This window comes from Dinoroseobacter sp. S76 (genome assembly GCF_049801095.1).
GTDB lineage: Bacteria > Pseudomonadota > Alphaproteobacteria > Rhodobacterales > Rhodobacteraceae > Dinoroseobacter.
Window position 1 is genome coordinate 1,006,165 of record NZ_JBNAGH010000001.1, and the last position, 22,264, is coordinate 1,028,428.

General features: G+C 64.7%; 29 protein-coding genes. 15 read left to right on the plus strand and 14 right to left on the minus strand.

The genetic code is table 11. The annotated features are described in order from the left end of the window. Positions 1 to 18 precede the first annotated feature (18 nt). Complete coding sequence (locus tag ACP153_RS04870; RefSeq protein WP_424969836.1) at positions 19 to 672, minus strand: DUF1523 family protein; 654 nt, start codon at positions 670 to 672, stop codon at positions 19 to 21. A 1-nt stretch (position 673) separates the two neighbouring features. Beyond that, positions 674 to 937 carry a hypothetical protein gene (locus ACP153_RS04875; protein ID WP_424969837.1) on the minus strand — a complete coding sequence of 88 codons (264 nt, stop codon included), beginning with the start codon at positions 935 to 937 and terminating at the stop codon, positions 674 to 676. A 665-nt stretch (positions 938 to 1,602) separates the two neighbouring features. On the opposite strand from ACP153_RS04875, the gene ACP153_RS04880 reads away from it, so the two are divergent. Next, entirely contained in the window at positions 1,603 to 3,054 is a 1,452-nt protein-coding gene (locus ACP153_RS04880) for an aldehyde dehydrogenase family protein (RefSeq protein ID WP_424969838.1), read from the plus strand. Positions 3,055 to 3,190: 136 nt separating this feature from the next. Here ACP153_RS04880 and ACP153_RS04885 read toward each other — a convergent pair whose 3' ends face one another. The 3 genes from ACP153_RS04885 to nth are packed head-to-tail and all read right to left on the minus strand — an operon-like array spanning position 3,191 to position 5,219. After that, entirely contained in the window at positions 3,191 to 4,183 is a 993-nt protein-coding gene (locus tag ACP153_RS04885; RefSeq protein ID WP_424969839.1) for an adenosine kinase, read from the minus strand. After that, on the minus strand, positions 4,180 to 4,578 hold the full coding sequence (locus ACP153_RS04890; RefSeq protein ID WP_424969840.1) for a Rid family hydrolase: 399 nt from the start codon (positions 4,576 to 4,578) through the stop codon (positions 4,180 to 4,182). Before ACP153_RS04890 ends, ACP153_RS04885 begins: the two co-directional genes overlap by 4 nt. Then, positions 4,575 to 5,219 (minus strand): endonuclease III, encoded by a 645-nt coding sequence (gene nth, locus ACP153_RS04895; protein ID WP_424969841.1) that lies wholly within the window; start codon positions 5,217 to 5,219, stop codon positions 4,575 to 4,577. The genes ACP153_RS04890 and nth overlap by 4 nt, the downstream gene beginning before the upstream one ends. Positions 5,220 to 5,357: 138 nt before the next feature. Here nth and ACP153_RS04900 point away from each other — a divergent pair, with 138 nt between their 5' ends. The 3 genes from ACP153_RS04900 (at position 5,358) to ACP153_RS04910 (ending at position 7,819) form a co-directional block, all read left to right on the plus strand. Further along, entirely contained in the window at positions 5,358 to 6,218 is an 861-nt protein-coding gene (locus tag ACP153_RS04900; RefSeq protein ID WP_424970015.1) for a methylated-DNA--[protein]-cysteine S-methyltransferase, read from the plus strand. Between the two features lie 125 nt (positions 6,219 to 6,343). Beyond that, positions 6,344 to 6,970, plus strand: coding sequence for an OmpA family protein (locus ACP153_RS04905; RefSeq protein ID WP_424969842.1), 627 nt, complete (start codon positions 6,344 to 6,346; stop codon positions 6,968 to 6,970). A gap of 81 nt (positions 6,971 to 7,051) precedes the next feature. Next, positions 7,052 to 7,819 (plus strand): FadR/GntR family transcriptional regulator, encoded by a 768-nt coding sequence (locus tag ACP153_RS04910; RefSeq protein WP_424969843.1) that lies wholly within the window; start codon positions 7,052 to 7,054, stop codon positions 7,817 to 7,819. A 178-nt stretch (positions 7,820 to 7,997) separates the two neighbouring features. Here ACP153_RS04910 and ACP153_RS04915 read toward each other — a convergent pair whose 3' ends face one another. From ACP153_RS04915 to ACP153_RS04940, 6 genes are all read right to left on the minus strand, one after another. Further along, on the minus strand, positions 7,998 to 8,558 hold the full coding sequence (locus ACP153_RS04915) for a F0F1 ATP synthase subunit B (protein ID WP_424969844.1): 561 nt from the start codon (positions 8,556 to 8,558) through the stop codon (positions 7,998 to 8,000). A 4-nt stretch (positions 8,559 to 8,562) separates the two neighbouring features. Then, positions 8,563 to 9,087, minus strand: coding sequence for a F0F1 ATP synthase subunit B' (locus ACP153_RS04920; protein ID WP_424969845.1), 525 nt, complete (start codon positions 9,085 to 9,087; stop codon positions 8,563 to 8,565). A 78-nt stretch (positions 9,088 to 9,165) separates the two neighbouring features. Continuing rightward, entirely contained in the window at positions 9,166 to 9,390 is a 225-nt protein-coding gene (locus tag ACP153_RS04925) for a F0F1 ATP synthase subunit C (protein WP_012179690.1), read from the minus strand. 68 nt (positions 9,391 to 9,458) lie between these two features. After that, the gene (locus ACP153_RS04930; protein WP_424969846.1) at positions 9,459 to 10,166 is read right to left on the minus strand and encodes a F0F1 ATP synthase subunit A; all 708 of its coding nucleotides are present in this window, start codon (positions 10,164 to 10,166) and stop codon (positions 9,459 to 9,461) included. Positions 10,167 to 10,208: 42 nt separating this feature from the next. Next, positions 10,209 to 10,541 (minus strand): AtpZ/AtpI family protein, encoded by a 333-nt coding sequence (locus ACP153_RS04935; RefSeq protein ID WP_424969847.1) that lies wholly within the window; start codon positions 10,539 to 10,541, stop codon positions 10,209 to 10,211. A gap of 255 nt (positions 10,542 to 10,796) precedes the next feature. After that, positions 10,797 to 12,374, minus strand: a complete 1,578-nt coding sequence (locus ACP153_RS04940) for a peroxidase family protein (RefSeq protein ID WP_424969848.1) — start codon at positions 12,372 to 12,374, stop codon at positions 10,797 to 10,799. 256 nt (positions 12,375 to 12,630) lie between these two features. Here ACP153_RS04940 and ACP153_RS04945 point away from each other — a divergent pair, with 256 nt between their 5' ends. The 3 genes from ACP153_RS04945 (at position 12,631) to ACP153_RS04955 (ending at position 14,119) form a co-directional block, all read left to right on the plus strand. Beyond that, positions 12,631 to 13,002: a GFA family protein gene (locus ACP153_RS04945; RefSeq protein WP_424969849.1), complete on the plus strand. Its 372-nt coding sequence runs from the start codon at positions 12,631 to 12,633 to the stop codon at positions 13,000 to 13,002. A gap of 107 nt (positions 13,003 to 13,109) precedes the next feature. Continuing rightward, positions 13,110 to 13,715 carry a sulfite oxidase heme-binding subunit YedZ gene (locus ACP153_RS04950; protein ID WP_424969850.1) on the plus strand — a complete coding sequence of 202 codons (606 nt, stop codon included), beginning with the start codon at positions 13,110 to 13,112 and terminating at the stop codon, positions 13,713 to 13,715. Between the two features lie 65 nt (positions 13,716 to 13,780). Then, positions 13,781 to 14,119, plus strand: coding sequence for an ArsR/SmtB family transcription factor (locus ACP153_RS04955; protein ID WP_424969851.1), 339 nt, complete (start codon positions 13,781 to 13,783; stop codon positions 14,117 to 14,119). Here the strand turns inward: ACP153_RS04955 and ACP153_RS04960 are convergent. The 3 genes from ACP153_RS04960 to ACP153_RS04970 all read right to left on the minus strand — a co-directional run bounded on the left by ACP153_RS04960 (position 14,055) and on the right by ACP153_RS04970 (position 16,512). Continuing rightward, positions 14,055 to 14,597, minus strand: coding sequence for a ClbS/DfsB family four-helix bundle protein (locus ACP153_RS04960; protein ID WP_424969852.1), 543 nt, complete (start codon positions 14,595 to 14,597; stop codon positions 14,055 to 14,057). The genes ACP153_RS04955 and ACP153_RS04960 overlap by 65 nt on opposite strands. 81 nt (positions 14,598 to 14,678) lie before the next feature. After that, positions 14,679 to 15,569: a DMT family transporter gene (locus tag ACP153_RS04965; RefSeq protein ID WP_424970016.1), complete on the minus strand. Its 891-nt coding sequence runs from the start codon at positions 15,567 to 15,569 to the stop codon at positions 14,679 to 14,681. Between the two features lie 67 nt (positions 15,570 to 15,636). Next, entirely contained in the window at positions 15,637 to 16,512 is an 876-nt protein-coding gene (locus ACP153_RS04970) for a LysR family transcriptional regulator (RefSeq protein WP_424970017.1), read from the minus strand. A 214-nt stretch (positions 16,513 to 16,726) separates the two neighbouring features. Between ACP153_RS04970 and ACP153_RS04975 the strand changes: the two genes are divergently transcribed. From ACP153_RS04975 to ACP153_RS05010, 8 genes are all read left to right on the plus strand, one after another. Next, positions 16,727 to 17,305, plus strand: coding sequence for an FMN-dependent NADH-azoreductase (locus ACP153_RS04975; RefSeq protein WP_424969853.1), 579 nt, complete (start codon positions 16,727 to 16,729; stop codon positions 17,303 to 17,305). 421 nt (positions 17,306 to 17,726) lie between these two features. Next, positions 17,727 to 19,238 (plus strand): signal recognition particle protein, encoded by a 1,512-nt coding sequence (ffh, locus tag ACP153_RS04980; RefSeq protein ID WP_424969854.1) that lies wholly within the window; start codon positions 17,727 to 17,729, stop codon positions 19,236 to 19,238. Continuing rightward, the gene (locus ACP153_RS04985; RefSeq protein WP_424969855.1) at positions 19,238 to 19,768 is read left to right on the plus strand and encodes a GNAT family N-acetyltransferase; all 531 of its coding nucleotides are present in this window, start codon (positions 19,238 to 19,240) and stop codon (positions 19,766 to 19,768) included. The genes ffh and ACP153_RS04985 overlap by 1 nt, the downstream gene beginning before the upstream one ends. Beyond that, positions 19,765 to 20,298: a GNAT family N-acetyltransferase gene (locus ACP153_RS04990; RefSeq protein ID WP_424969856.1), complete on the plus strand. Its 534-nt coding sequence runs from the start codon at positions 19,765 to 19,767 to the stop codon at positions 20,296 to 20,298. Before ACP153_RS04985 ends, ACP153_RS04990 begins: the two co-directional genes overlap by 4 nt. Beyond that, positions 20,295 to 20,810, plus strand: a complete 516-nt coding sequence (locus ACP153_RS04995; protein WP_424969857.1) for a GNAT family N-acetyltransferase — start codon at positions 20,295 to 20,297, stop codon at positions 20,808 to 20,810. Before ACP153_RS04990 ends, ACP153_RS04995 begins: the two co-directional genes overlap by 4 nt. Further along, on the plus strand, positions 20,807 to 21,343 hold the full coding sequence (locus ACP153_RS05000; RefSeq protein WP_424969858.1) for a GNAT family N-acetyltransferase: 537 nt from the start codon (positions 20,807 to 20,809) through the stop codon (positions 21,341 to 21,343). The genes ACP153_RS04995 and ACP153_RS05000 overlap by 4 nt, the downstream gene beginning before the upstream one ends. Next, entirely contained in the window at positions 21,343 to 21,948 is a 606-nt protein-coding gene (locus ACP153_RS05005; RefSeq protein ID WP_424969859.1) for a GNAT family N-acetyltransferase, read from the plus strand. The genes ACP153_RS05000 and ACP153_RS05005 overlap by 1 nt, the downstream gene beginning before the upstream one ends. Next, the gene (locus ACP153_RS05010; protein WP_424969860.1) at positions 21,941 to 22,237 is read left to right on the plus strand and encodes a chorismate mutase; all 297 of its coding nucleotides are present in this window, start codon (positions 21,941 to 21,943) and stop codon (positions 22,235 to 22,237) included. Before ACP153_RS05005 ends, ACP153_RS05010 begins: the two co-directional genes overlap by 8 nt. Positions 22,238 to 22,264 lie beyond the last annotated feature (27 nt).

The following is a 22,264-nucleotide window of genomic DNA, read 5'->3' on the forward strand; positions in this document are numbered from 1 at the left end:
CAAGGGGGGTGAAAGACCTCAGGCCTTGCCGCGGACCTTGTCCCACCAGCGGCGCATCCGCCCCTTGGTGGCATCGGCGCGGTCATCGGCCCGGTGCATCGCGATCACCATGTCATCCACGATCGGCTCGATCCGCGCTTCATGGAAATTCGCCCACCAGCGCCAGATCCGCAGCGCGATCAGCGCCAGCACCAGGAAGAACGCGATATTGAACCACGGAATGATCGTCGGATCCGGCGAATCCGTGACTTTCACAGCCACCGCATTCGGGAAGATCGAGAAGAAGTTCGACCGCCACCCGTAATGCCGCACGATCACCCAGGTCGGCGCATCCGCCTCGGAGACCAGATCCTTGGCACGCGCATTCACATCGCTGGAATCAAACTTGAAATAGAACGGCCAGCCCCAGCCCGTATCCTCGTTGCGATAGACGATCTCGCGCCCATTGGGCCGCACCGCATCGATGAAGCGCACATCCCGGCTATCGGCCATGGGCGCGCCGCTATCGGGCTGGGCCCAGAACAACCGGTTGTTATCCGTGAAATCCACGCGCCGCTCATAGGCATCCACCATGCGGACCACATCATGCTGGGGCAGCACGTAATGCAGCAGCCCACCGATCAACACCAAGAGGATCAGTTTCAGCGTCCAGCGCAGATAGGTCCAAAACATCTCAATCCCAATTCGTCAAAAGCGCCAGCAGACCGATCACCGCCACCGGAAACGCATACACACCCCAGATCAACCTCTGCCGGAGCGACCGCTCCAGGGGCGCAAGGCCATCCTTCTCATAGGCCTCCCATGTACCGGGACGCCCCTCCGCCAGCCAGCGCTCCTCCAGCTCCGCCGACTTGCGTGACCGCTGTAGCATGGCCAGCAGGATATGCGCCACTGCCAGCACCAGAAAAACCAACACGCCAACCCGCAGAACCGCCATGGATCTCCCCTTTTTTGCTGCTTTGCCAACTCATGATTAGAAATGGGGCGCGCAGAGCCAAACGCAACGGATAGGCCTGCTTGTGGAGCCCAGGTTGCCAGCCTAGGCTCGCCCCATGCAGACCTTCGCCCCTCTGAGAGACACGATCACCGCTCCGTCCGAACCCTGGGTCATGTGGTGCAGTTACGCCTGCGCAAGCCGCGGCAACAGGAGCGTTGCTGCAGTTGAGGCCAATCCCCGCTCGGCCCTCGCGGTTCACGAGAAGGACAGGAGCCCCAGCGTTTGCATGCCCGTCAATGCGCATCGCAATCTGGTCGCTTTTGGCCATCGTCCGGCCGCAGACTGGTTCGTCGGACAAGCAACAGAACGAGAATTCTCTCGAATACGGGCATACGACATGCAAACAAATGCGGCGCCTCGGAAATCGCCGCGGGAGCCTCGATCTTGATCCAACCGGGACCCGCAGTGGGGTGCAAGACTGGGCCCACCGCCGGTAAGGAGTCGACTGGGTTCGGCAAGATCGGGCTTCAGAGAAGCTGCATCGCCCATGGGCCGAGGAACCGCAATCTCGCACACCATCCAGATGAATGGCTGGCCAAACACGACAGGATCGACAGCGCGGCCCAAGGCTCAGCGGACCGCCGACTGACTGGAGGAGCACTGACATGACCTATGACCCGGGCTTTCTGCCCCATGAGATCCTGATCGGCGGGTCTTGGGGCCCCTGCGCCAGCGGCGAGACAGTGGCCCTGATCGACCCATCCGATGGCAGCCATTTGGCCGAGATCGCGCGCGGCGGTGCGGCTGATATCGACCGAGCGGTTGCAGCAGCACAGGCCGCGCTCGACGGCGACTGGGGCAGGCACAGCGCCACCGAACGGGGCCGCTTGCTCAGCCGCCTCGGCACGCTGGTCCTGCGCGAGGCGGACAGGCTCGCCGAGATGGAAGCCCGCGATGTGGGCAAACCTTTGGGCCAGGCCCGGGCGGATGCGCTGGCTCTGGCGCGGTATCTGGAATTCTATGGCGGGGCCGCCGATAAGATCATGGGCGAAACCATTCCCTATATGGAAGGCTACACGGTCTATACCCTGCGCGAGCCCCATGGGGTGACCGGCCATATCGTGCCCTGGAACTACCCGATGCAGATCATCGGGCGTTCGGTCGGGGCGGCCCTCGCCATGGGCAACGCCTGCGTGTTGAAACCCGCCGAGGAAGCCTGTTTGACAGCTCTGGCCTTTGCCAGGCTCGCCGAAGAAGCGGGCCTGCCCCCGGGCGCGCTCAATGTCGTACCGGGCCTGGGTCCTGAGGCAGGGGCTGCCCTCAGCGCCCATCCCGGCGTCGACCATATGAGCTTCACCGGCTCGGTTCCCGTGGGCGGCGCGGTGCAGGCCGCGGCGGCGACCCAAATCACCCCCGTGACACTGGAGCTGGGCGGCAAATCCCCGCAACTGGTCTTCGCCGATGCGGATCTCGACGCCGCCCTCCCCTTTCTCGTCAATGCCGGGATCCAGAATGCCGGGCAGACCTGCTCTGCCGCCTCCCGGATCCTGATCGAGGCGTCGATTTTCGAAGAGGTCGCGACCCGCATGGCCGAAGCCTATGGCGGCCTGACTGTGGGCCCGGCACGGAGCGACCCCAAGGTCGGCCCCTTGATCTCTGCCCGCCAGAAGGCCCGCGTGACGGAAATGCTCGCGCTGGCCGACCCGACCCATATCCGCGCCAAGGGTGTGCTCAGCCCAGACGCGCCCGAGACCGGCGCCTATGTCGTGCCGCATCTGCTCTCCGGTATGGAGCCGGACCACGCGCTCGCCCAGCAGGAGATATTTGGCCCCGTACAGATCCTGCTGCCTTTCGAGACCGAGGATGAGGCCGTCGCGATCGCCAATGGCACCGAGTTCGGCCTCGTCGCCGCGGTCTGGAGCCGGGATGGCGGGCGCCAGATGCGCCTCGCCAAACGTCTCCGCGCCGGGCAGGTCTTTCTCAATACCTATGGCGCAGGCGGCGGCGTCGAGCTGCCCTTTGGCGGGGTCGGCAAATCAGGGCACGGACGGGAGAAAGGGTTCGAGGCGCTTTACGGGTTCTCGCAACTCAAGACCGTCGCGGCGCGGCACGGCTAGGGATTTGAGTATTTGGGGAACAATGAATTCCCAAACTCTCTTTTCTTAAGTCCTGAAATATCCCCGCCGCAGGCCCCCGCCCCGGCACGGGGCGGAAAACATCATGTGCGCCGAAGGCGCTCCGCTTTGTTCAGAGCTAAAGCAACCCCTCTGAGACAAAGCGGGCGCGGACATCCGTTTTCGGGCGTGCGCCAAAATGGCTGATCACTTCGGCCGCGGCGATCACACCCATGCGCCCGCAGGTTTCGAGCGTCTGACCCGTCGCCAAACCATAGAGGAACCCGGCGGCAAACTGGTCTCCAGCCCCTGTCGCATCCACAGGCACCACCCGATTGACCGACACCTCCGCCCGCTCCGTACCGCGCAGGGCCACGACCGGGTCGCCGGATCGGGTACAGACCACCAGCTCACAGACCGCCGAGGCTTGCGCGAGCGCCGTGTCCAGATCCTCGGTCTGGTAGAGCGCCTTGTATTCATGCTCATTGCCGATCACGAAGGTCAGCTCATCGGCCACAAGCCGCTGGAAGTCCGCCCGGTGCCGGTCGACGCAGAACGGATCGGACAGGGTGATCCCTGCCTGCCCGCCTGCCGTACGCGCAAAGCGCGCCGCGGCCTCGAAGGCAGCCTTCCCCGGAACCTTGTCGAAGAGATAGCCTTCGAGGAACAAGAGCCCCACCTTGTCGAACACGTCCTCGGCCACATCCTCGGGCCCCAGATCCGCGCCCGCACCAAGATAGGTGTTCATGGACCGCTCCCCATCCGGGGTGACAAAGATCATCGAGCGCGAGGTGGGCGCCTCCACATCCGCTTGCGGCGGGTTCGGGAAGGCCGTGCCCTCGGCCTCCATCCCCTGGGCATAGAACCGGCCCAGCGCATCATCCTTCACCCGCCCGATAAAGGCGCAGCGGAGGCCGAGCTCTCCCAGCCCCGCCAGAGTGTTCGCCACAGACCCTCCCGGCGCCTGCACCCGGTCTGACATGGCGGCATAGAGCATCTCGGCACGGGAGCGTTCGACCAGCTGCATGATCCCCTTCTCGATCCCCATGTGGTCGAGAAAGCTGTCATCGGTCTGGGCGAGCACATCGACGATGGCGTTGCCGATGCCGACAACCTGAAACGGGTGGGTCATAGGGCGGGATCCTTTACGACAGCATCTAGTTCGGTCTCGACCAGCCAATCGCGGTCGATGAAACGGCTCACTTCCATGAAGGTGCAGGCCGGGCGGATATCACCGAAGACCTCGCCATGGGCGCGGGCAGCCTCCTGCCATGTCTCGGCATCGGTCAAAAGGATCCGGCTGCGCAGCACATCCTCGGGGCGCGCCCCGGCCTCAGCAAGCGCGGCGAGCCCGATCTCGAGGCATCGCCTGGTCTGGCCATAGACATCACCCGGGCAAGCCGTCCCGCCGGTCTCGGCAATCGGTGCGGTGCCCGCGACGGCGACGATCTCGCCAATCCGCACGGCGCGCGAAAACCCTATCACCGGCTCCATGGGCGAGCCTGAGGCCACATTGATCCGGCTCATTCGGTCTTGTCCTCAAACGGGCAGAGATCGCGGATCAGGCAGGCGCCACAGGCCGGTTTCCGCGCCTTGCAGATATAGCGGCCGTGGAGGATCAGCCAGTGATGGGCGTGGTGCTGGAAATCCACCGGAATGTGATCCTCGATGGCGCGTTCCACGGCGACCACATCCTTGCCCGGGCAGATGCCCGTCCGGTTGCCGACGCGAAAGATATGGGTGTCTACGGCCTGGCTCGGATGGCCCCACCACATGTTCAGCACCACATTTGCGGTTTTCCGGCCCACCCCTGGCAGGCTTTCCAGCGCGGCACGGGAATTCGGCACCTCGCCGCCATACTCCTCCACAAGGATGCGGCTGAGCTTGATGACGTTCTTGGCCTTGTTGCGATAAAGCCCGATCGTCTTGATTTGCTCGATCACGCCCTCTTCGCCGAGCGCCAGCATCTTGTCGGGTGTATCGGCGATCTTGAAGAGCGCGTCGGTCGCCTTGTTCACCCCCGCATCGGTCGCCTGCGCGGACAGGGCCACGGCCACCACCAGCGTATAGGCGTTCACATGGTTGAGCTCGCCCTTCGGCTCCGCCTCGGCGGTCTGGAACCGGGTAAAGATCTCGCGGATCGTGTGGTAATCGAGTTGCTTGGCCATCCGAGCCCGTATGCCCAATGCGCGGCCTCGGGGCAAGCGGCGCAAATGCGCAAAATTCGGGTCGCGAGGCGGGGTGGAGCGGATTAGCTTGAGCCCAACAGGAGGCTTACGATGTCCGACCCGGCCAAGACCGAAATCATGACCGACCCCATCCATGACGACCGCTACCATTATGGTGTGATCCGCCGCGCGATCGACGAGATCGATGCGGCGGGCGGCGCGCCATTGCCGCTGGAGGATCTGGCGACCCGGATCGGGCTTAGCCCGGCCCATCTGCAGCGCACGTTTTCCGCCTGGGTCGGGGTTTCGCCCAAACGCTACCAGCAATACCTGACCCTCGATCATGCGAAGTCTCTGCTCGCCGAGCGGTTCACCACCCTGGAGGCGGCGGATGAGCTGGGGCTCTCGGGGTCGGGGCGTCTCCATGATCTCTTTGTCACCTGGGAGGCGATGAGCCCCGGGGAGTTCGCCCGCAAGGGCGCGGGGCTCACCATTCGCTGGGGCTGGTTCGACAGCCCCTTTGGCCTCGCTCTGGTGATGGGGACAGACAAGGGGATCTGCGGGATCGCCTTTGCCTCCGAGACCGGGACTGAATCGGCGATGGAGGATATGGTCGCGCGCTGGCCCAATGCGGACTATGTGGAGGATCCGATGGGGCTGCGCCCCTGGGCGCTGGCAGCCTTTGGGGCCGAGGACGGCGATCTGGCCAAAGCGCCGCTCTACCTGATTGGAGCGCCGTTTCAGATCAAGGTCTGGGAGGCGTTGCTGCGCATCCCCTCGGGCCACGTCACCACCTATTCCGAGATTGCCCAAGCCATCGGATCACCCAAGGCCGTGCGCGCCGTGGGCACTGCCGTGGGACGCAACCCGGTCAGCTGGCTCATCCCCTGCCACCGCGCCTTGCGCAAATCCGGCGGGCTGGGCGGATACCATTGGGGCCTTCCGGTGAAACGCGCCATGCTCGCGCAGGAGGCAGCCCAGCTCGCAGAAGCCAGTTGACCCCGCTTGGCGCGATTTCTCCGGCAGTTCCGCGCCAAATCACGCGGGTTTTGGGCGTTGGCTATTGAATAACACCGCCAACTGTCCCGATATGCTGGGAAACAACCGCCTGAGGACGAGTACACATGCCCCTACGCACCCCCCTGATCCTGATTACCACCGGCGCGCTGACCCTGTCGGCCTGCACCGTGAGCGAGGATAACAGCAACCTGGCCACCGGTGCCGCGATTGGAGGTCTGATCGGGGCCGCCATCGGCGCGGGCGAGAGCCGGGACAAAGCGCTTGTGGGCGCCGTGCTCGGCGCGGGCGTGGGCGCGGCCATTGGCGACGCGCTGGACCGGCAGGCGCGAGCGCTCGAAGAAGACCTGAACAATGACGCGGTGAAGATCGTCAACACCGGCTCCGAGCTGATCGTGACCCTGCCCCAGGACATTCTCTTTGCCGTGGACAGCACCGTGGTGCAGCCGACATTGCAGGCGGATCTGGTGGCGCTCGCGGGCAACCTGCTGGAGTATCCGGAAACGACCGTGCAGGTGATCGGCCACACGGACAACACGGGCTCTGCTGCCTATAACCAGGACCTGTCCCAGCGGCGCGCCAATGCAGTCTCGTCGATCCTGTTGCAGAACGGGGTGCCGGCCTCACGCGTGGTGTCCTTCGGGCGCGGCGAGGACCAGCCCGTGGCCTCGAACCTCGACGCCGCCGGGCGCGCCCTGAACCGTCGCGTGGATATCGTTATCACGCCCCGCTAGGCGTGCGGTAAAGATACTGGCCCGCATGGGTTGCAGCGCGCCTCCGGTGGTCATATCTTTTGACCAATCAGGGGGCGCATCATGCCATTTCAACGCATCCAGTCCGAGAAGCTCTCGCATTCCGTGGTTCGCCAGATCGAGAAGCTGATCCTGCGCGGCATCCTGCGCCCGGGAGAGCGTCTGCCCTCGGAGCGGGAGCTGTCAGAGAAGCTGGGCGTGTCTCGCCCCTCCCTGCGCGAGGCGCTGGCCGAGTTGCAGGAACGGGGCCTTTTGGAGACCCGGGCCGGAGCGGGTGTCTATGTGGCCGAAGTTCTGGGATCGGCCTTCTCCGAGGCGCTGATCCAGCTCTTTGCGCAGCATGACGAGGCGGTGTTTGATTATCTCGCCTTTCGCCGGGATCTGGAGGGGCTCGCCGCGGATCGCGCCGCGCGGCTCGGGTCCGAGACGGATCTGCGGGTGGTCGACACGATCTTTCGCAAGATGGAAGCGGCCCATTCCAAGCGGAACCCGGATGAGGAATCCGCGCTCGATGCGGAGTTTCACCTCGCGATCATCGAGGCCAGCCACAACGTGATCATGCTGCACATGATGCGGTCCATGTTCGATCTGTTGCGCGAGGGCGTGTTCTACAACCGCAAGATCATGTTCAAACAGCGCGCGACAAGGGACCAGCTGCTGGAACAGCACCGGGCGATTAACGCCGCCGTGCAGGCCCGGGATCCTCTGGCCGCGCGAGAGGCCGTGCAGACCCACCTGGACTTCGTGGAAGGCTCCCTCGCCGATTGGCGGCAGATGGAAAAGAACGAAGCCATCGCCCGGCAACGCTTCGAGCACGAGCAGCAGCGCTAGGGACAGTGGCGCCTTCCGCATGCGGAAGGCGCTGACCCGCAAGCTGCCACTGGGTATCCCAAGCTACTCACGATAGGACAGAGCGCGTCTGCGCGGTCCACATGTGGACCGCGCCCCCTGAAACGAAAAAAAACCCGGCACGGGGCCGGGTTCTTCAAGATCGTTCTGAAATCGTCCCTCAGTGAAGCTTGGCTTGCACTTCCTGGATAGCAGCGGCGTTCATAGCCTCCAGCTCGGACTTGCCCAGCTTGGCTTCGATCACCTCGGCCGCCGCGGCAACAGCCACGGTCACGGCTTTGTCCTTGACCTCTTTGACAGCGGACGCCTGCGCAGAGGCGAGCTGCTCTTCTGCGGCCGCCAGGCGACGCGCAATCGAGGTTTCCAGGTCGATCTTGGCCTGAGCGGCTGCGGCTTCTGCGTCTTCCTTGGCCGTGGCCACGATCGCATCCGCCTGCCCCTGCACCTCGCGCTGCTTGCGCTCGTAGGAGGCCAGGATGGTCTGCGCTTCTTCGCGCAGCGCCTTGGCTTCGTCCAGCTCGGCCTTGATGCCTTCAGCCCGCTTGTCGAGCATCCCACCCAGCATCTGCGGCACCTTGAAGTACAGCACGACGCCGATGAAACACAGGAACGAAATCAACACGATGAAATCCGTGTTGGCCAGCGAGAAGAACGGCCCCTTGGCGGCCAGGGCCGGTGTCGCCACCAGCGAGATCATCGCGGGAAGGATCAGTCTGGTCATGTCCTTACCCTTTCACACGCTGCGCCACAGCCGACGAAACATCCACATCCGTGGCGTTCGGCAGCAGGGCAGAGACCAGCGCGCCTGCGGTCTCGGTCGCGACCTCGGTCACGCTCTCCATCGCATTGGCCCGGATCTCGGCAATGGCTTTCTCCGATTCCGCAGCTTTCGCGGCGATCTCGGCATCGGCCTTCTCAGTGGCCGCGTCCAGATCCGCCTGGATCTCGGCCTTGGCTTCGGCAACGATCTTCTGTGCTTCGGCACGGGCATCGGCCAGCGCCTGGTTATAGGCTTTCTCAGCCTCCACGGCCGCGAGCTTCAGCTCTTCGGCGGCGGCCAGATCGTTGGTGATCGTCCCGCTGCGCTCGGCCAGAACCGACGCGATGCGCGGCAAGGCCACCTTGGTCAGGATCAGATAGATCGCTGCCAGCGTGATGATCAGCCAGAAAATCTGGTTGGGAAAGGTCGAGAAATCCAGCTGGGGCATGCCCGGCGCGGATTCAACGGCCCCTTGTGCGTCTGTTGCCATGCGTCCCTCCTTGGCCCTCTTTCACATCGGATCAGCCCATATCAGGCTGACCCGACCGTAAGGATGGCTTTGGAAAGCTTAGACGGCGAACATCAGCAGCAGAGCGACGAGGAATGCGAAGATCCCCAGAGCTTCTGCGAAGGCGATGCCGATGAAGAGGGTCGCGGTCTGACCAGCAGCAGCGGAGGGGTTCCGCAGCGCGCCTGCCAGGAAGTTGCCTGCCACGTGGCCCACACCGATTGCGGCTGCGCCGGAACCGATTGCTGCCAGGCCTGCGCCGATATGTGCGAGTTCACCTTCCATGATGTGTCTCCTTACGATGGAATGAGTTCGATGAGATGGGACGCAGCAACCCGCCGCGCCCGTGTTCGTTAGTGATGCGGGTGCAGTGCGTCCTTGAGATACACGCAAGTCAGAATGGTGAAGACGTAGGCCTGAATGGCCGACACCAGAACCTCGAGCCCGTAGATCGCCATGACCCCGATGATCGCGATGGGGGCAACGGCAGTCACCTGGGCGAAGCCGGCGAACACCTTCAGAACGGCGTGACCGGCCATCATGTTGCCTGCCAGACGAATGGAGTGGCTGACCGGACGCACGAAGTAGGAAATCACCTCGATCACCGCCAGCACAGGACGCAGCGGCAGCGGCGCCGAGGAGACCCAGAAGAGGCTCAGGAACCCGGCGCCGTTCTTCACAAAGCCGATCACCGTCACGGTGATGAACACGGCGAATGCGAGGATCGCGGTCACTGCGATATGCGAGGTGGTGGTGAAGCTCATCGGGATCAGGCCGAGGAAGTTCGACAGGATGATGAACATGAAGAGCGTGAAGATGTAGGGGAAGTACTTCAGACCGTCCTTGCCGGTCACATCCTCCACCATCTTGTAGACAAAGCCATAGGCAAGCTCGGCGATGGACTGGGCTTTGGTCGGAACCACGGCGCGCCCGCGGGTCCCGGTCACCAGCAGCAGCGTCAGCGCGGCCACGGCAATCGCCATCCACAGGGTCACATTCGTCGGTGTGTAGAAGTGCACCGGGCCATCCCCGAACAGGGGAGACACGATGAACTGATCCATGGGATGAAATGAGAGTCCGCCGCCGTCTTCGCTTGCCACAGTCTAGTCCCCTTCACGCTCGGCGGATGCCTCCGCCTTCAGTCTTTCCGCCTGGATTTCGCGCGAGGACCGGATCATGGTCTGCACCCCCGCCGCAAAGCCCAGCAATGTAAATACCACCAGGAGGATCGGCGTTGTGCCGAACAGGCTGTCCAGCCCGTACCCGATGCCAAAGCCGATCCCGAGACCGGCCACCAATTCCACCACCATCCGCCAGGCATGCTGGGCCAGAGAGTAGTGCTCATCCTTCTTCGGAGCCGGGGCCTGTGCCTGTTTGGCGGCGTCGATCCGCTCCTCCAGCGCTTTTAGGCGCTCTTTATGAGGGTCGTCGACCATGCCCCACGTCTCCGCGTTGTTGCGGGCAAGCTAGGCCGGAGGGCGGGGCAGAGTCAACGCGCCGCAGCGCGGCGCAGGGCGCGCGTAAGGCCCTGAAATTGAAAATATTTTTAAAACTGCGACAAGCTGGCCACCGCGCCGTTAGCGCCATCAGGCCGCCTGGGCTTATTCAACCAATCGGTTGATTTTGGCGGGCACGCCCGGGTGAGCGCCCCGCCAAACCCCGGCCGGACCCGTGCCCGGCGGAGCGTGGGATCAGGTCGGGTTGACGAAGCTTACCCGCAGCTGCGCGGCGGCGGCGGCGTCCATCTCCCCCTCCAGGTTGCGCTTCACCAGATCGGCGACGGAGGTCGTGGCGTGGAGGTTCTCCCAGCCAAACGCGCCCAAGGCCTCGGGGTTGAGGAATTCACGCGTCATGAACCGATTGCTCAGGATATGGCGGAACGCGTGCTTGGCGATCGCCCCCATCAGGGTGGGCCCGATGATCGGGTCATCCTTCAGGCCCAGCTTTTCCGCGAGACCGGGCTGAGGCAGTTCCGCCAGGATCCCTACCGCGTATTCCACGCGGTTCGCCTTGCCTTGGTAAAGTTCCCGCAACTGATCGCGGAACGCGGGATCGAACCCGTCAAAGCCCAGCGCGTCCTTGTTATGGGCCGCCCGATGGGCGTTGAAGAAGCCCAGCACGCCCCGCGCCTTGGAGATCCCGGCCTCCTCCGCCTTGAGCAGCTTGGTATGGGTGTTGCCGAGCCGGACCTGCCCCGCGCCCTGGCTGGAGGCGATGCGGAAGATCTCTCCGATCCCGGTTTCCATCACCATGTTGTTGTTCGCGAGCATGGCCGCGAAGCCCTTCTCCTCATGGCCCTTCAAAGCGTCGGGGAGCATGGCGTGGATGCGGTAGAGAATGTTGAAGTGATAGGGCAGCGGCGTCTCGCGGGACCAGCGCTTGTCCTCGTAAAAAAAGCTCTGCGTGTCGAGGAAGAAGAGCTTCTGCCCGGCGAAGGCGTTGATGTAGTCCTCGATCACCACCTTCATATAGGCGGTCACGTTGTTCTGTTGCGCGATACGGAAGATCTCGTCATCGCTGGTCGAGAGGCCCTTGCGCTCCCGTTCGGCCAAGATGCCCTCACAGAGCCGGTTGTGTTCGCGCACCATCAGGGTCGTGATCGCGAAATTGCCGAGGGTCATGTTGCCCTGAAAGAGACCCGTGGCGCAGACATCCGCCTCGCGCCCCTCGTACCGCTTCAGCAGCACGTCGACCTTCTTGGGGTTGAGGTATGAAAGGCCCGAGAAATGGGGCCGGACGCGCCAGCTACCCTCATGCTCTTCGAGCAGGGCATCGGGGAAGCTCGCGCTGCCCCCGTTTACCTGCCGGCTCTGCACCCGGAGCTTGCCGCCCTCATGGCTGCGCAGCAGGTCCTCATCCCCCGGCGTGTTGCCGTAGATCTGGTTCAGGATGATCTCGTGGGCGGCGTTGGTGCCGTACATCCCGTCGCTCTGAAACACCGCATCGGTCAGGTGCTGGGCAAAGAGCGGCAGCAGGACCGAAACCCGGCTCACCGGCGCGGGCCCCTTGCGTTCAAAAAGGGCCGTGACCGCCTCGATATCCGGCAGGGTCTCGATCTCCTCCGGCGAGGGGGTCGGCACTTCGAGGGCGAAATACTCCTTATGGAGCATCTCGCGCAGGGGAGTGATCCCCCGCTCCTTGGTGGTATAGAGCCCGGGCAGCGGGCCGCTATCGGCGTATTTCGAAATCACGTAGCGATTGATCAGCCGGTGTACGGCCGGGATCGCGATGATGGCTTTAAAGAGTGTGTCGCCAAATCCACTGGGCATGATTGTCTCCTGTAATGTCTTTCGTCTCAAAATCGGGCGCTGAAAATGCGGGGCCGGCGGCTCAAATCGTCTGGCACCCACGCGAACCACGGAGGGCATCACGGGGGCGTGCCGGTATTGCGGCACCTCCACGCTCCCCCAGAACCGCGTCCCGGGCAAGGGGTTTTGTGTATCAAACGCCCGGATCGGGGCGGGTCGTCTTGCGCGCGACCGCTTTTCGATCCAGACCCGAAGGGCGCAGCGACGGAGGTCGAGGATGGAAAAGGTGACGGGGGGCTGCCTTTGCGGCAAGGTCCGGTTCGAGGCCGAAGGTGCGCCCCTGCGCGTGGGCCTCTGCCATTGTCTGAACTGCCGCAAGCATCACGGGGCCCTTTTCTATGCGGCGGCGATTTATCCGCAGGCGCGCGTCACGGTGACCGGCGCGACGCAGGTCTTCGAGGGGCGGCATTTCTGCCCGACCTGCGGCAGCTCGGTTTATGCCGAAACCGATGGCGACCGCGAGCTGCATCTCGGAGCGCTCGACCAGCCCAGCCAGTTTGCTCCGGACTATGAGCTCTGGACTGACCGCCGCGAGGCGTGGCTCCCGCCCTTTCCGGGCACCATCTGCCACGCCCGGAACCGCGACTGACCGCGACCCGCGCGCGCTGAGGCGCCTGGATTGGGATCTTTTTGCGGGGCCAAGCGACGGAAACCCCGCGCCCCCGCGTAAAATGGGCAAAGACTTCGAGGCCCGACATGACTTTGCTTAAATCCATCTGGGATCATCCCATAACCTTCTGGGCCCTGCTCAGCCTGCCGCTCCTGCCGATCAGCGTGGGGCTCAGCTCCGGCGATCCGAAGGCTGTGCATGACATGCTCCACCCCACCGGGGAGTTTGCCGCGCGCTTCATGATCCTTGCGATGATGATCACACCCCTGACCCTCTGGCTCAAGGGATGGCGCGGCCCGCGCTGGCTGATGAAGCGGCGGCGTTATCTGGGCGTGGCGGCCTTTGGCTATGGGGCGCTGCACACGGTGCTCTATCTCTTGGATACAGGCGCGGTCGCGATCTCCGGTGCCGAGCTCTCCAAGCTCTATATCTGGACCGGCTGGTTGGCTTTCGTGATCTTCGTGCCGCTCGCGATCACCTCAACCGATGACTGGGTCCGCCGATTGGGCCCACGCTGGAAGGCGCTGCAACGCTGGGTCTATGGCGCGGCGGTCCTGACCCTGCTCCATTGGGCGGCACTTCATGACTGGGGCGGGATCGGCCCGGCGCTGGTGCATTTCGCGCCTCTCGCGCTGCTCGAAACCTATCGGGTGGCGCGCTATCTGCAGCGCCGAACCGCACGCGCCGCCTGAACCGCCGCGCGCGGCTCGCGACGGCGCTCTACCCTTGGGCGCGGCCCCGTGATAGCCAAGCGGCCATGACCCCTCGCCTCGACACTGTCTTTGCGGCGCTTGCCGATCCCACCCGCCGGGCCATCCTGACCATGCTTCTGGAGGATGACATGGCGGTCACGGATGTGGCCGAACCCTTCGAGATGTCGCTCGCCGCGATCTCGAAACACCTGACGATCCTGACCCGCGCCGGGCTGATCAGTCAGGAAAAGCGCGGCCGGGTGAAATGGTGCAAACTGGAGCCCGACGCCCTGCGCGATGCGTCGATCTGGATGCAGAGCTTCGGGCAGTTCGAGGCGGTCAATCTCGACGCGTTCGAGCGCTTTCTGGAGACGGAGCTGCCCCAGCGACCTGATCCCGAATGATCTTGCGGATGACCTTGGCCGCCGAACGGTAATGGCTGGCGCCTGAGGCCTCGGCCCAGCGCCCGAGTGTCCAATCATTCATCCAGGGCATGAGATGAGGGGTATAGAGGCTCTCGTCACTCTCCCCCGCGAGAAACGCCATGAGGCGCTCATGACCCTCGGCGAGATCCGTTTGCACAGTCTCCCAGCCCCGCCCGGCCTGGGCCTCGCGCAGCTGCGCGTTATAGGCCTTCAGCTCGGACCATTTATAACCCGGCGCCGGCGTCTGGACCTCAGCCCCGGCGCGCCCTTCCGTGACCCAACCAAGATAGAGCCCGATCCAATGGGCCCGGTGACCCACCGTATCCTTGATCGACACGCCCTCGGGTCCAGGCGCAGTGGCCTCCGCCTCGGTGAGCGGAGCGATCAGGCGCGAGAGCTTGGCATATTCTTTGGCACAGATGGCAATGAGATCGGCTTTGTTGGTAGCAGCGGGCATCGCGGGCCTCCTTTCGCCCGCCAGTCTGCGCGCATGGCCCGCCCCTGTCCTTGCGCCGGGTCAAAGACCTGCACCGGATAGTCAGCTTTGCGGCATTTCTTCCTTCAAAAGCAGCACCAGCGCCACGCAAGTCAGGGCCACCCCGATCAGGATCATCGGGTTCGGCACCGGCTGGCCCAGCCCGATCTGCCACAGGATCACCCAACTTGGCGTCAGATAGGTATAGGCCATCACCTTGGCAGAGGGCAGGCGCAGGGTCGCGGCCTGCAGCAGCACGAAGGTCGCGGCACTCGCCCCGACCGAGAGATAGCCCATGGCGATCCAGACCAGCGGGCGCAGCTCGGACCACCCGGTCGCCTGCACATCGCGCCAGCCATAGGCAAAGAGGAGCCCGCAGCCCGCGATCAGCATGCCAAAGGTGAAGCCCGCCGCGCTCTCGCCCCGGTTCAGGAGCCGAGCCATGGGGGCATAGGCCGCGTGCGAGATGCAGCCGATGAAGAAGATCGCCTCGCCCCGTCCGATATCGAAAGCCAGCAGAGCCGCAAAAGAGGCATCGAAGATCACCCAGAGCGCGCCCGCCGCCCCCACCGCCAGCGCCAGGGCCATGCGCGGTGTCGTGACCTGCCGCATCAGGATCCAGCCAAAGACGCCCGACATGATCGGCGTGAGGGTAAAGACCGCGGCGGTCGAGACCGGGTCCGCGGTTTTCAACCCTTCGAACATCAAGACGAAGTAGATCCCGAAAAGCCCGCCCAGCACCAGAAACCGCCAGGGCGCCCGCAGGAGATCCCGGCTCAGCCCGCCGCTCGCCCAGGCCGCGAGCCCGACAACCCCGCCTGCAATACCGAAACGCACCGCGTTCAGGGCCGCGGGTGCGATCTCATTGGCGATCTGTCCGCCCAGCGCGAACGATCCTGCGACCAGCGCTGAGAAGGCGAGCATCGCCAGATGGCCTTGGGCCGGGCGCGACAGGGCGCGCACCCGCGCCACCGGGCTCAGCGCCATGGGCCGACCCCGCCGCACCGGCACGCTTGCGCGGTCATGGCCAGTCCTTGGCCGATGCCTTGAGGAAGTTGGTGAAGCTCTGCACCTTCGCCGTGCGGTGCAGATCCACATGGGTGATCAACCAGACCCGGCTTGACCAGTCATCGAGCGGATCGCAAAGCGGCACGAGGTTCGGGCATTGCGCCGCCCACCACATGGGCAGGAAGCCCGCCCCGATCCCTGCCACCACCGCATCACCGCCGGCCCGGATATCCGAGGCGCGATAGATGATGCGATCCGCGGGCATGTTCTCCTTCATCCAGATGTTGAAGGGCGCACGCGGCTCCTCGATCGTGCTGCCGACGATCCGGTGTCCGGCATAATCGCTGCCCATGACAATCGGCCCATGGGTGTCGAGGTATTCCTGCGTGCCATAAAAGGTCATCCGCTGGGTATAGAGCGGCTGCACGATATTGTCGGGGTCATCCGGCTTGCGCCCGGCGCGGATCGCAACATGGGCCTCGCCATATTCCAGCCGGAAGACGCGGGTGTCGGTGATGAACTTGACCGCCAGATCCTCATGATCCGCCTGAAACTGCGCCAGCACTGGCGCGATCAGCGGCGAGAACACCTCGAGCGAGGTGATGATCAACTCGCCCGTCACTTTCGCCCCATGGCCATGGAGCCGCCCGGAAAGCTGATCGAACTGATCCGCTGTGACCTGCGCCACCTGGAGCAGATCATTGCCTGCATCCGTGGCCGTGTAACCCCGCGCATGGCGCTGGAACAGCTTCACCCCGAGCCGCCCCTCAAGGCTGTCGATATGGCGGATCACCGTGGCGTGGTGCACCCCCAGCACCTCCGCCGCGCCGCTCACCGTCCCCAGTCGCGCCACCTGAAAGGCGGTGCGGATTTCATCCCAGTTTTCAATCGGCATGTCGTCTCAATCACTACAAATCGTCTTGGATCAAAAATGTGCGCTCACTCACATTTCCTGTTCAATATGTGGAATTGTGTTCATTTACGCAATGGCTAATTCTTGCCTCACACGACGCACGCAACTTCCCGCTCATGGCCCGAGCCTCTCTGGATCGGACCGGCAAAACCCGGGGCCACATCGCCTCAGACAGCACAGGACCAGATCCATGACCCATGTTCTCCGCATTGACAGCTCCCCCCGCAGCGACGCCTCGGTCTCCCGCGCGCTGGCCGACCGGATCGTGACCCGGCTTGCTCCGACCCAAACGACTTCCCGCGACGTCAGCACCGGCCTTCCGGTGGTCGATGCGGACTGGATCGGCGCCAACTTTACCCCCGCCGAAGACCGCACTGCGGAGCAGGTCGAGCGGCTCGCGCTCTCCGACACGCTGGTGGCCGAGCTTCAGGCCGCCGATGTGGTCGTCATTTCCCTGCCGATCTGGAATTTCGGGATCCCCGCGAGTCTCAAGGCCTGGATCGATCAGGTCGCCCGGGCCGGGCTGACCTTCCGCTACACCGCGGACGGCCCGAAAGGCCTGCTCACCGGCAAGCGCGCGATCCTCGCCATCGCTTCGGGTGGCACAGAAGTCGGAAGCCAGATCGACTTCGCCACGGATTACATGAAACACGTGCTCAGCTTCATCGGCGTGCACGAGGTCGAAATTGTCGCCGCCGACCGCCTCATGGTCGATGCGGATGCCAGCCACGCCAAGGCCAATGCCGCGATCGAGGCCCTCGCCGCCTGACCTCCGCCCACCTGTTCCTCTCCCACCTGCCCCGTCGCACCTCCCTGCGGCGGGGCTTTTTCGTATCCCTTAAGTCGCCAAATATCCCCGCCGGAGGCCCCTGCGCCCGCCCCGGACCCGGGGCCAGGGCGCAGCCAGACTAAAAAACGCGCCGCAGGCGCTCAATTTAACAAGCATCGCAAGGGTTCCGCCGCCCCACGCACCGCTTGACAGATCCCCCGCAACCGTCCATATGCCCCCCAACCCCCGGAGAGCCTGTGCCCTCCGGTCCCTATGCCATTGGGCAGGGATCGCCACCCGTCAGCGCGTTGCGCCCACGGGTGCGTTTCCGGTTGGGGCTTTGGGACAGCGCAGGAAATCCTGCACCAGACGACGACACCGCGGGGCGGACGCGCTCCGAGAGGACCAAAAGGAAGACCTGATGTTCGAAAATCTGTCCGATCGCCTCTCCGGTGTCTTTGACCGCCTGACCAAGCAGGGTGCGCTGAGCGAGGCCGACGTCTCCACCGCCCTGCGCGAGGTCCGCGTGGCCCTGCTGGAGGCGGATGTGTCGCTTCCCGTGGCGCGCGACTTCGTCAAGGCGGTGCAAGCCAAGGCGACCGGTCAGGCGGTGACCAAATCGGTCACCCCGGGCCAGCAGGTGGTCAAGATCGTCCATGACGAGCTGGTCCATGTCCTCAAGGGCGACGAAGACCCCGGCGCCCTGAAGATCGACAACCCGCCCGCGCCGATCCTGATGGTCGGCCTGCAGGGCTCCGGTAAGACCACCACCACCGCCAAGCTTGCCAAGCGCATGTCCGAGCGCGACGGCAAGCGCGTGCTGATGGCCTCGCTCGACGTGAACCGCCCCGCGGCCATGGAACAGCTCGCCATCCTCGGCGTGCAGATCGGCGTCGATACGCTGCCCATCGTCAAGGGCGAGGACCCGGTGGCGATTGCCAAGCGCGCCAAGACCCAGGCCTCCCTCGGCGGCTATGACGTCTACATGCTCGACACCGCCGGACGTCTGTCCATCGACGAGGAGCTCATGGCCCAGGTCGAGGCGGTCCGCGACGTGGCCAACCCGCGCGAGACCCTGCTGGTGGTCGATGGCCTGACCGGTCAGGACGCGGTGCACACGGCCGAGAACTTCGATGACCGCATCGGCATCTCCGGCGTCGTTCTGACCCGGATGGATGGTGATGGCCGCGGCGGTGCGGCGCTCTCCATGCGCGCGGTGACCGGCAAGCCGATCCGCTTTGTCGGCCTTGGCGAGAAGATGGACGCGCTGGAGACCTTCGAGCCCGACCGCGTCGCCGGCCGCATCCTCGGCATGGGCGATATCGTGGCTCTGGTCGAGAAGGCCCAGGAAACCATCGAGGCCGAGCAGGCCGAGCGCATGATGAAGCGCTTCCAGAAGGGTCAGTTCAACATGAACGACCTGCGCGGCCAGCTCGAGCAGATGGAAAAGATGGGCGGCGTCGAGGGCCTTATGGGCATGATGCCCGGCATGAACAAGATGAAGGGCAAGCTCGACGAGGCCGGGTTCGACGACAAGGTCATCCGCCGTCAGATCGCCCTGATCCAGTCCATGACCAAGCGCGAGCGCGCCAATCCGCAGATCCTCCAGGCCTCCCGCAAGAAGCGGATCGCCAAGGGCGCGGGAATGGAGGTCTCGGATCTCAACAAGCTCCTCAAGATGCACCGTCAGATGGCCGATGCCATGAAGAAGATGGGCAAAATGGGCAAGAAAGGCATGATGAAGAACCTGGGCGGCCTCTTGGGCGGCAAGGGCGGCATGCCTGCCGGAATGCCCGGCGATCTCGCGGGCATGAACCCCGCCGATCTGGAGAAAGCCGCCAAGGCCATGGGCAACATGCCCGGCGGCGGCCTGCCCGGACTGGGCGGCGGGGGTCTTCCCCCCGGCCTTTCGGGGTTCGGCAAGAAGAAGTAATGCACACCGCCACCGCGCATATCCCGGTGATCGAGACCGATCGCCTGACCCTCCGGGCGCCTGAACTGGCGGACTGGCCGGGATATTGCGCGCTGCTGGCGAGCCCGCGCAGCCTCTATATCGGTGGGCCTTATGAAGCAGCGGATGCCTGGGGCTGGTTTGCTTCGGATCTGGCGCATTGGGGCTTCTTTGGCCATGGCGCCCTCTGGATCGAGGAGCGCACCACGGGTGAGACCGTCGGCCAGACCTATATCCTCAACCCGCCCCATTGGCCCCAGGAGGAGCTCGGCTTCATGCTGCTCGACGGCCATGAAGGGCGCGGCTACGCCACCGAGGCCGCCGCAGCCCTGCGCGGCTGGTATTACGGCAACCACCCGGCACCCGTGCAACTCGTGAGCTATGTGGCGGCCGGGAACACCGGGTCGGCGGCGATCATGGCCCGGCTCGACGCCACCCGAACCGAAGGCCAGCCAAGCCCGCTCGCCGGATATGACGTCTATACCCATCCCGCGCCGGAGCGTCTGCAATGACCGGCACGACCCTGCATATCCCGACGCTCGAAACAGAGCGCCTGATCCTGCGCGCGCCACGCAACGCGGATGCAGGCGCCTATGGCGCGTTCCTCGAAAGCCCGCGCTCCGCGGGCGTTGGCGGCCCCTACAAGGCGTCCGATGCGTTCGATCGGATGTGCAACACCGTGGGGCATTGGTATCTGCGCGGCTATGGCCGTTGGATGATCGCGGATCGCGAGACCGACGCAGCCCTCGGCATTTGCGGCCCCTACTTCCCCGAGACCTGGCCGGAGCCGGAGATCGCCTGGACCGTCTTTGACGGCGCCGAGGGGCGCGGCATCGCCTTCGAGGCGGTCACCGCCGCGCGCCGCTGGGCCTATGAGACCCTCGGTTGGGACAGCACGATCAGCCTGATCATCGCGGGCAACACCCGCTCCTTTGCCCTGGCCGAGCGGCTGGGCTGCACAAGGGAAGGCTCCTATGAGAGCCCGCTCTACGGCTCCATGGAAGTGTGCCGCCACCCGAACCGGACAGAGGTGCTCGCATGATCACCCTGACCACCGAGCGTCTGACCCTGCGCCCGCCGACCCCGGCGGATGTGCCCGCCCTGACGGAGTTCTATCGCTCCGAGCGGTCGCAATACGCAGGCGGACACGTGCCCCATAGCAAGGCGTGGAGCAATGCGGTGGCCATGCTCGGCCATTGGCAGGTGCGGGGCTACGGGCTCTGGGCCGTGACCGAAACCGGCGACGACACCGCCCTGGGTCTGGTCGGCCCCTACTACCCCGATGGCCGTCCAGAGACAGAGCTCGGCTGGGTCCTGTTCCCGGCGGCCGAAGGCCGCGGCATCGCACAAGAGGCCGCCCTGGCGGCCCGCGCAGATGCCCGTTCCCGTCTCGGCTGGACCGAGATCGTCAGCTATATCGACGCGCGCAACACCCGCTCGATCGCACTGGCCGAACGGCTGGGCGCAACCCTGGACGCGGACGCCCCGCAGCCCAAGCCCGATGATCCCTGCCTGATCTTCCGCCATCCATCCGACGCAGGAGGGACCCCATGACCCTCCTGACCACAGATCGCCTGATCCTGCGCCCCCCCGCGGCCCAGGATTTCGACGGCTACCGCGCCTTCTACATGTCCGACCGCTCCCGCTTCGCCCATGGCCCTCTGAGCGAGACCGACGCCTGGTACGCCTTCTGCGTGGAGATGGCCCATTGGCCCATGCGGGGCTTTGGCATGTTCACCGTGCTCGCCCAGACCGATCCGGAAACCCCGATCGGCCTTGTGGGTCCCTGGTTCCCGGCCGATTGGCCCGAACCCGAGATCGGCTGGCTCCTCTGGGACGGGCATGAGGGTCAGGGCTATGCCGATGAGGCCGCCCGCGCCTGCCTGATCCATGCCTTCGGGCATCTGGGTTGGGACACCGCCGTCAGCTATATCCACCCGGAAAACGCCGCCTCCACCAAACTGGTGGAGCGTCTCGGCGCTGAGCGCGACCCCCATGCCCGCGCGGCCAAGCCCGAGCTCCTCGTCTGGCGCCACAGCCGTACCTATTGGGTCGGCGAGAACGCCGAAACCGGAGGCGCCGCGTAATGGGCCATCGCGACATCCCCGTGCTGGAAACCCAGCGCCTGTCCCTGCGCGGCCCAGACCCGCAGGACTACCCGAATTTCAAGGCGACCTTCGCCTCCTACCGCTCGCGCTTCATGGGCGGTCCGCTGAACCCCTACGAGACATGGATGCTCTACGCCGCCGAGATCGGCCATTGGGAGATCCGCGGCTTTGGCATGTGGATGATCCACGACAAGCTCACGGATGAGACCTATGGTATGGCGGGCGGCTGGCAGCCGGCAAAATGGCCCGAGCGCGAGATCGCCTGGATCATCTGGCCCGAGAAAGCCGGCAAGGGCTTTGCCCTGGAGGCCACCCATGCCTGCCGCCGCTACTTCTATAACGAGAGCGGTTGGGACGGCGCGGTCAGCTATCTCGACCCGATGGACCTCAACAGCATCCGGCTGGCCGAGCGCCTCGGCGCGGTCAAGGACAAGGCGGCGGCGACCGTGGCCGGGGACGACGTGGTCTACCGCCACCCGAGCCCCGACACCCTGCGCGACAGCCAGCTCGCCCATGGGATCGAGATGGAGATCGGCCATTATGCCGACCCGCTCTTCAAACCGAAAGGATACGCGCTTGACTGACGCCGTGACCCGCGCCGCGGAAGTGCTCGCCGAGCACCGCGACAGCATCGATCGCCTCGATGCCATCCTCGTCTTCACCCTGGCCGAGCGCTTTGCCCATACCCAGGCCGTGGGCAAGCTGAAGGCCGAGCATGACCTGCCGCCCTCGGATCCCGCCCGCGAGGAGACACAGATCGCACGCCTGTCGGAGCTGGCCAATATGGCCGATCTCGACCCCGACTTCGCCAAGAAATTCCTGAATTTTATCATTCAGGAAGTCATCCAACATCACAAACAACACCAATCCTGAACCCCGGTTCAGACAGAAGAAACTCTA

Excerpts from the sequence above, each read along its gene's own strand:
- ACP153_RS04960 (WP_424969852.1), bottom strand. The coding sequence starts at position 14,597 with ATGCCCGCTGCTACCAACAAAGCCGATCTCATTGCCATCTGTGCCAAA.
- ACP153_RS04905 (WP_424969842.1), top strand. The coding sequence starts at position 6,344 with ATGCCCCTACGCACCCCCCTGATCCTGATTACCACCGGCGCGCTGACC.
- ACP153_RS04890 (WP_424969840.1), bottom strand. The coding sequence starts at position 4,578 with ATGAGCCGGATCAATGTGGCCTCAGGCTCGCCCATGGAGCCGGTGATA.
- ACP153_RS04950 (WP_424969850.1), top strand. The coding sequence starts at position 13,110 with ATGACTTTGCTTAAATCCATCTGGGATCATCCCATAACCTTCTGGGCC.
- ACP153_RS04880 (WP_424969838.1), top strand. The coding sequence starts at position 1,603 with ATGACCTATGACCCGGGCTTTCTGCCCCATGAGATCCTGATCGGCGGG.
- ACP153_RS04990 (WP_424969856.1), top strand. The coding sequence starts at position 19,765 with ATGACCGGCACGACCCTGCATATCCCGACGCTCGAAACAGAGCGCCTG.
- ACP153_RS04955 (WP_424969851.1), top strand. The coding sequence starts at position 13,781 with ATGACCCCTCGCCTCGACACTGTCTTTGCGGCGCTTGCCGATCCCACC.
- ACP153_RS04870 (WP_424969836.1), bottom strand. The coding sequence starts at position 672 with ATGTTTTGGACCTATCTGCGCTGGACGCTGAAACTGATCCTCTTGGTG.
- ACP153_RS04935 (WP_424969847.1), bottom strand. The coding sequence starts at position 10,541 with ATGGTCGACGACCCTCATAAAGAGCGCCTAAAAGCGCTGGAGGAGCGG.
- ffh (WP_424969854.1), top strand. The coding sequence starts at position 17,727 with ATGTTCGAAAATCTGTCCGATCGCCTCTCCGGTGTCTTTGACCGCCTG.
- ACP153_RS04900 (WP_424970015.1), top strand. The coding sequence starts at position 5,358 with ATGACCGACCCCATCCATGACGACCGCTACCATTATGGTGTGATCCGC.
- ACP153_RS04995 (WP_424969857.1), top strand. The coding sequence starts at position 20,295 with ATGATCACCCTGACCACCGAGCGTCTGACCCTGCGCCCGCCGACCCCG.
- ACP153_RS04975 (WP_424969853.1), top strand. The coding sequence starts at position 16,727 with ATGACCCATGTTCTCCGCATTGACAGCTCCCCCCGCAGCGACGCCTCG.
- nth (WP_424969841.1), bottom strand. The coding sequence starts at position 5,219 with ATGGCCAAGCAACTCGATTACCACACGATCCGCGAGATCTTTACCCGG.
- ACP153_RS04985 (WP_424969855.1), top strand. The coding sequence starts at position 19,238 with ATGCACACCGCCACCGCGCATATCCCGGTGATCGAGACCGATCGCCTG.
- ACP153_RS04910 (WP_424969843.1), top strand. The coding sequence starts at position 7,052 with ATGCCATTTCAACGCATCCAGTCCGAGAAGCTCTCGCATTCCGTGGTT.
- ACP153_RS04925 (WP_012179690.1), bottom strand. The coding sequence starts at position 9,390 with ATGGAAGGTGAACTCGCACATATCGGCGCAGGCCTGGCAGCAATCGGT.
- ACP153_RS04940 (WP_424969848.1), bottom strand. The coding sequence starts at position 12,374 with ATGCCCAGTGGATTTGGCGACACACTCTTTAAAGCCATCATCGCGATC.
- ACP153_RS04945 (WP_424969849.1), top strand. The coding sequence starts at position 12,631 with ATGGAAAAGGTGACGGGGGGCTGCCTTTGCGGCAAGGTCCGGTTCGAG.
- ACP153_RS04885 (WP_424969839.1), bottom strand. The coding sequence starts at position 4,183 with ATGACCCACCCGTTTCAGGTTGTCGGCATCGGCAACGCCATCGTCGAT.
- ACP153_RS04915 (WP_424969844.1), bottom strand. The coding sequence starts at position 8,558 with ATGACCAGACTGATCCTTCCCGCGATGATCTCGCTGGTGGCGACACCG.
- ACP153_RS04875 (WP_424969837.1), bottom strand. The coding sequence starts at position 937 with ATGGCGGTTCTGCGGGTTGGCGTGTTGGTTTTTCTGGTGCTGGCAGTG.
- ACP153_RS05005 (WP_424969859.1), top strand. The coding sequence starts at position 21,343 with ATGGGCCATCGCGACATCCCCGTGCTGGAAACCCAGCGCCTGTCCCTG.
- ACP153_RS04930 (WP_424969846.1), bottom strand. The coding sequence starts at position 10,166 with ATGGATCAGTTCATCGTGTCTCCCCTGTTCGGGGATGGCCCGGTGCAC.
- ACP153_RS04920 (WP_424969845.1), bottom strand. The coding sequence starts at position 9,087 with ATGGCAACAGACGCACAAGGGGCCGTTGAATCCGCGCCGGGCATGCCC.
- ACP153_RS05000 (WP_424969858.1), top strand. The coding sequence starts at position 20,807 with ATGACCCTCCTGACCACAGATCGCCTGATCCTGCGCCCCCCCGCGGCC.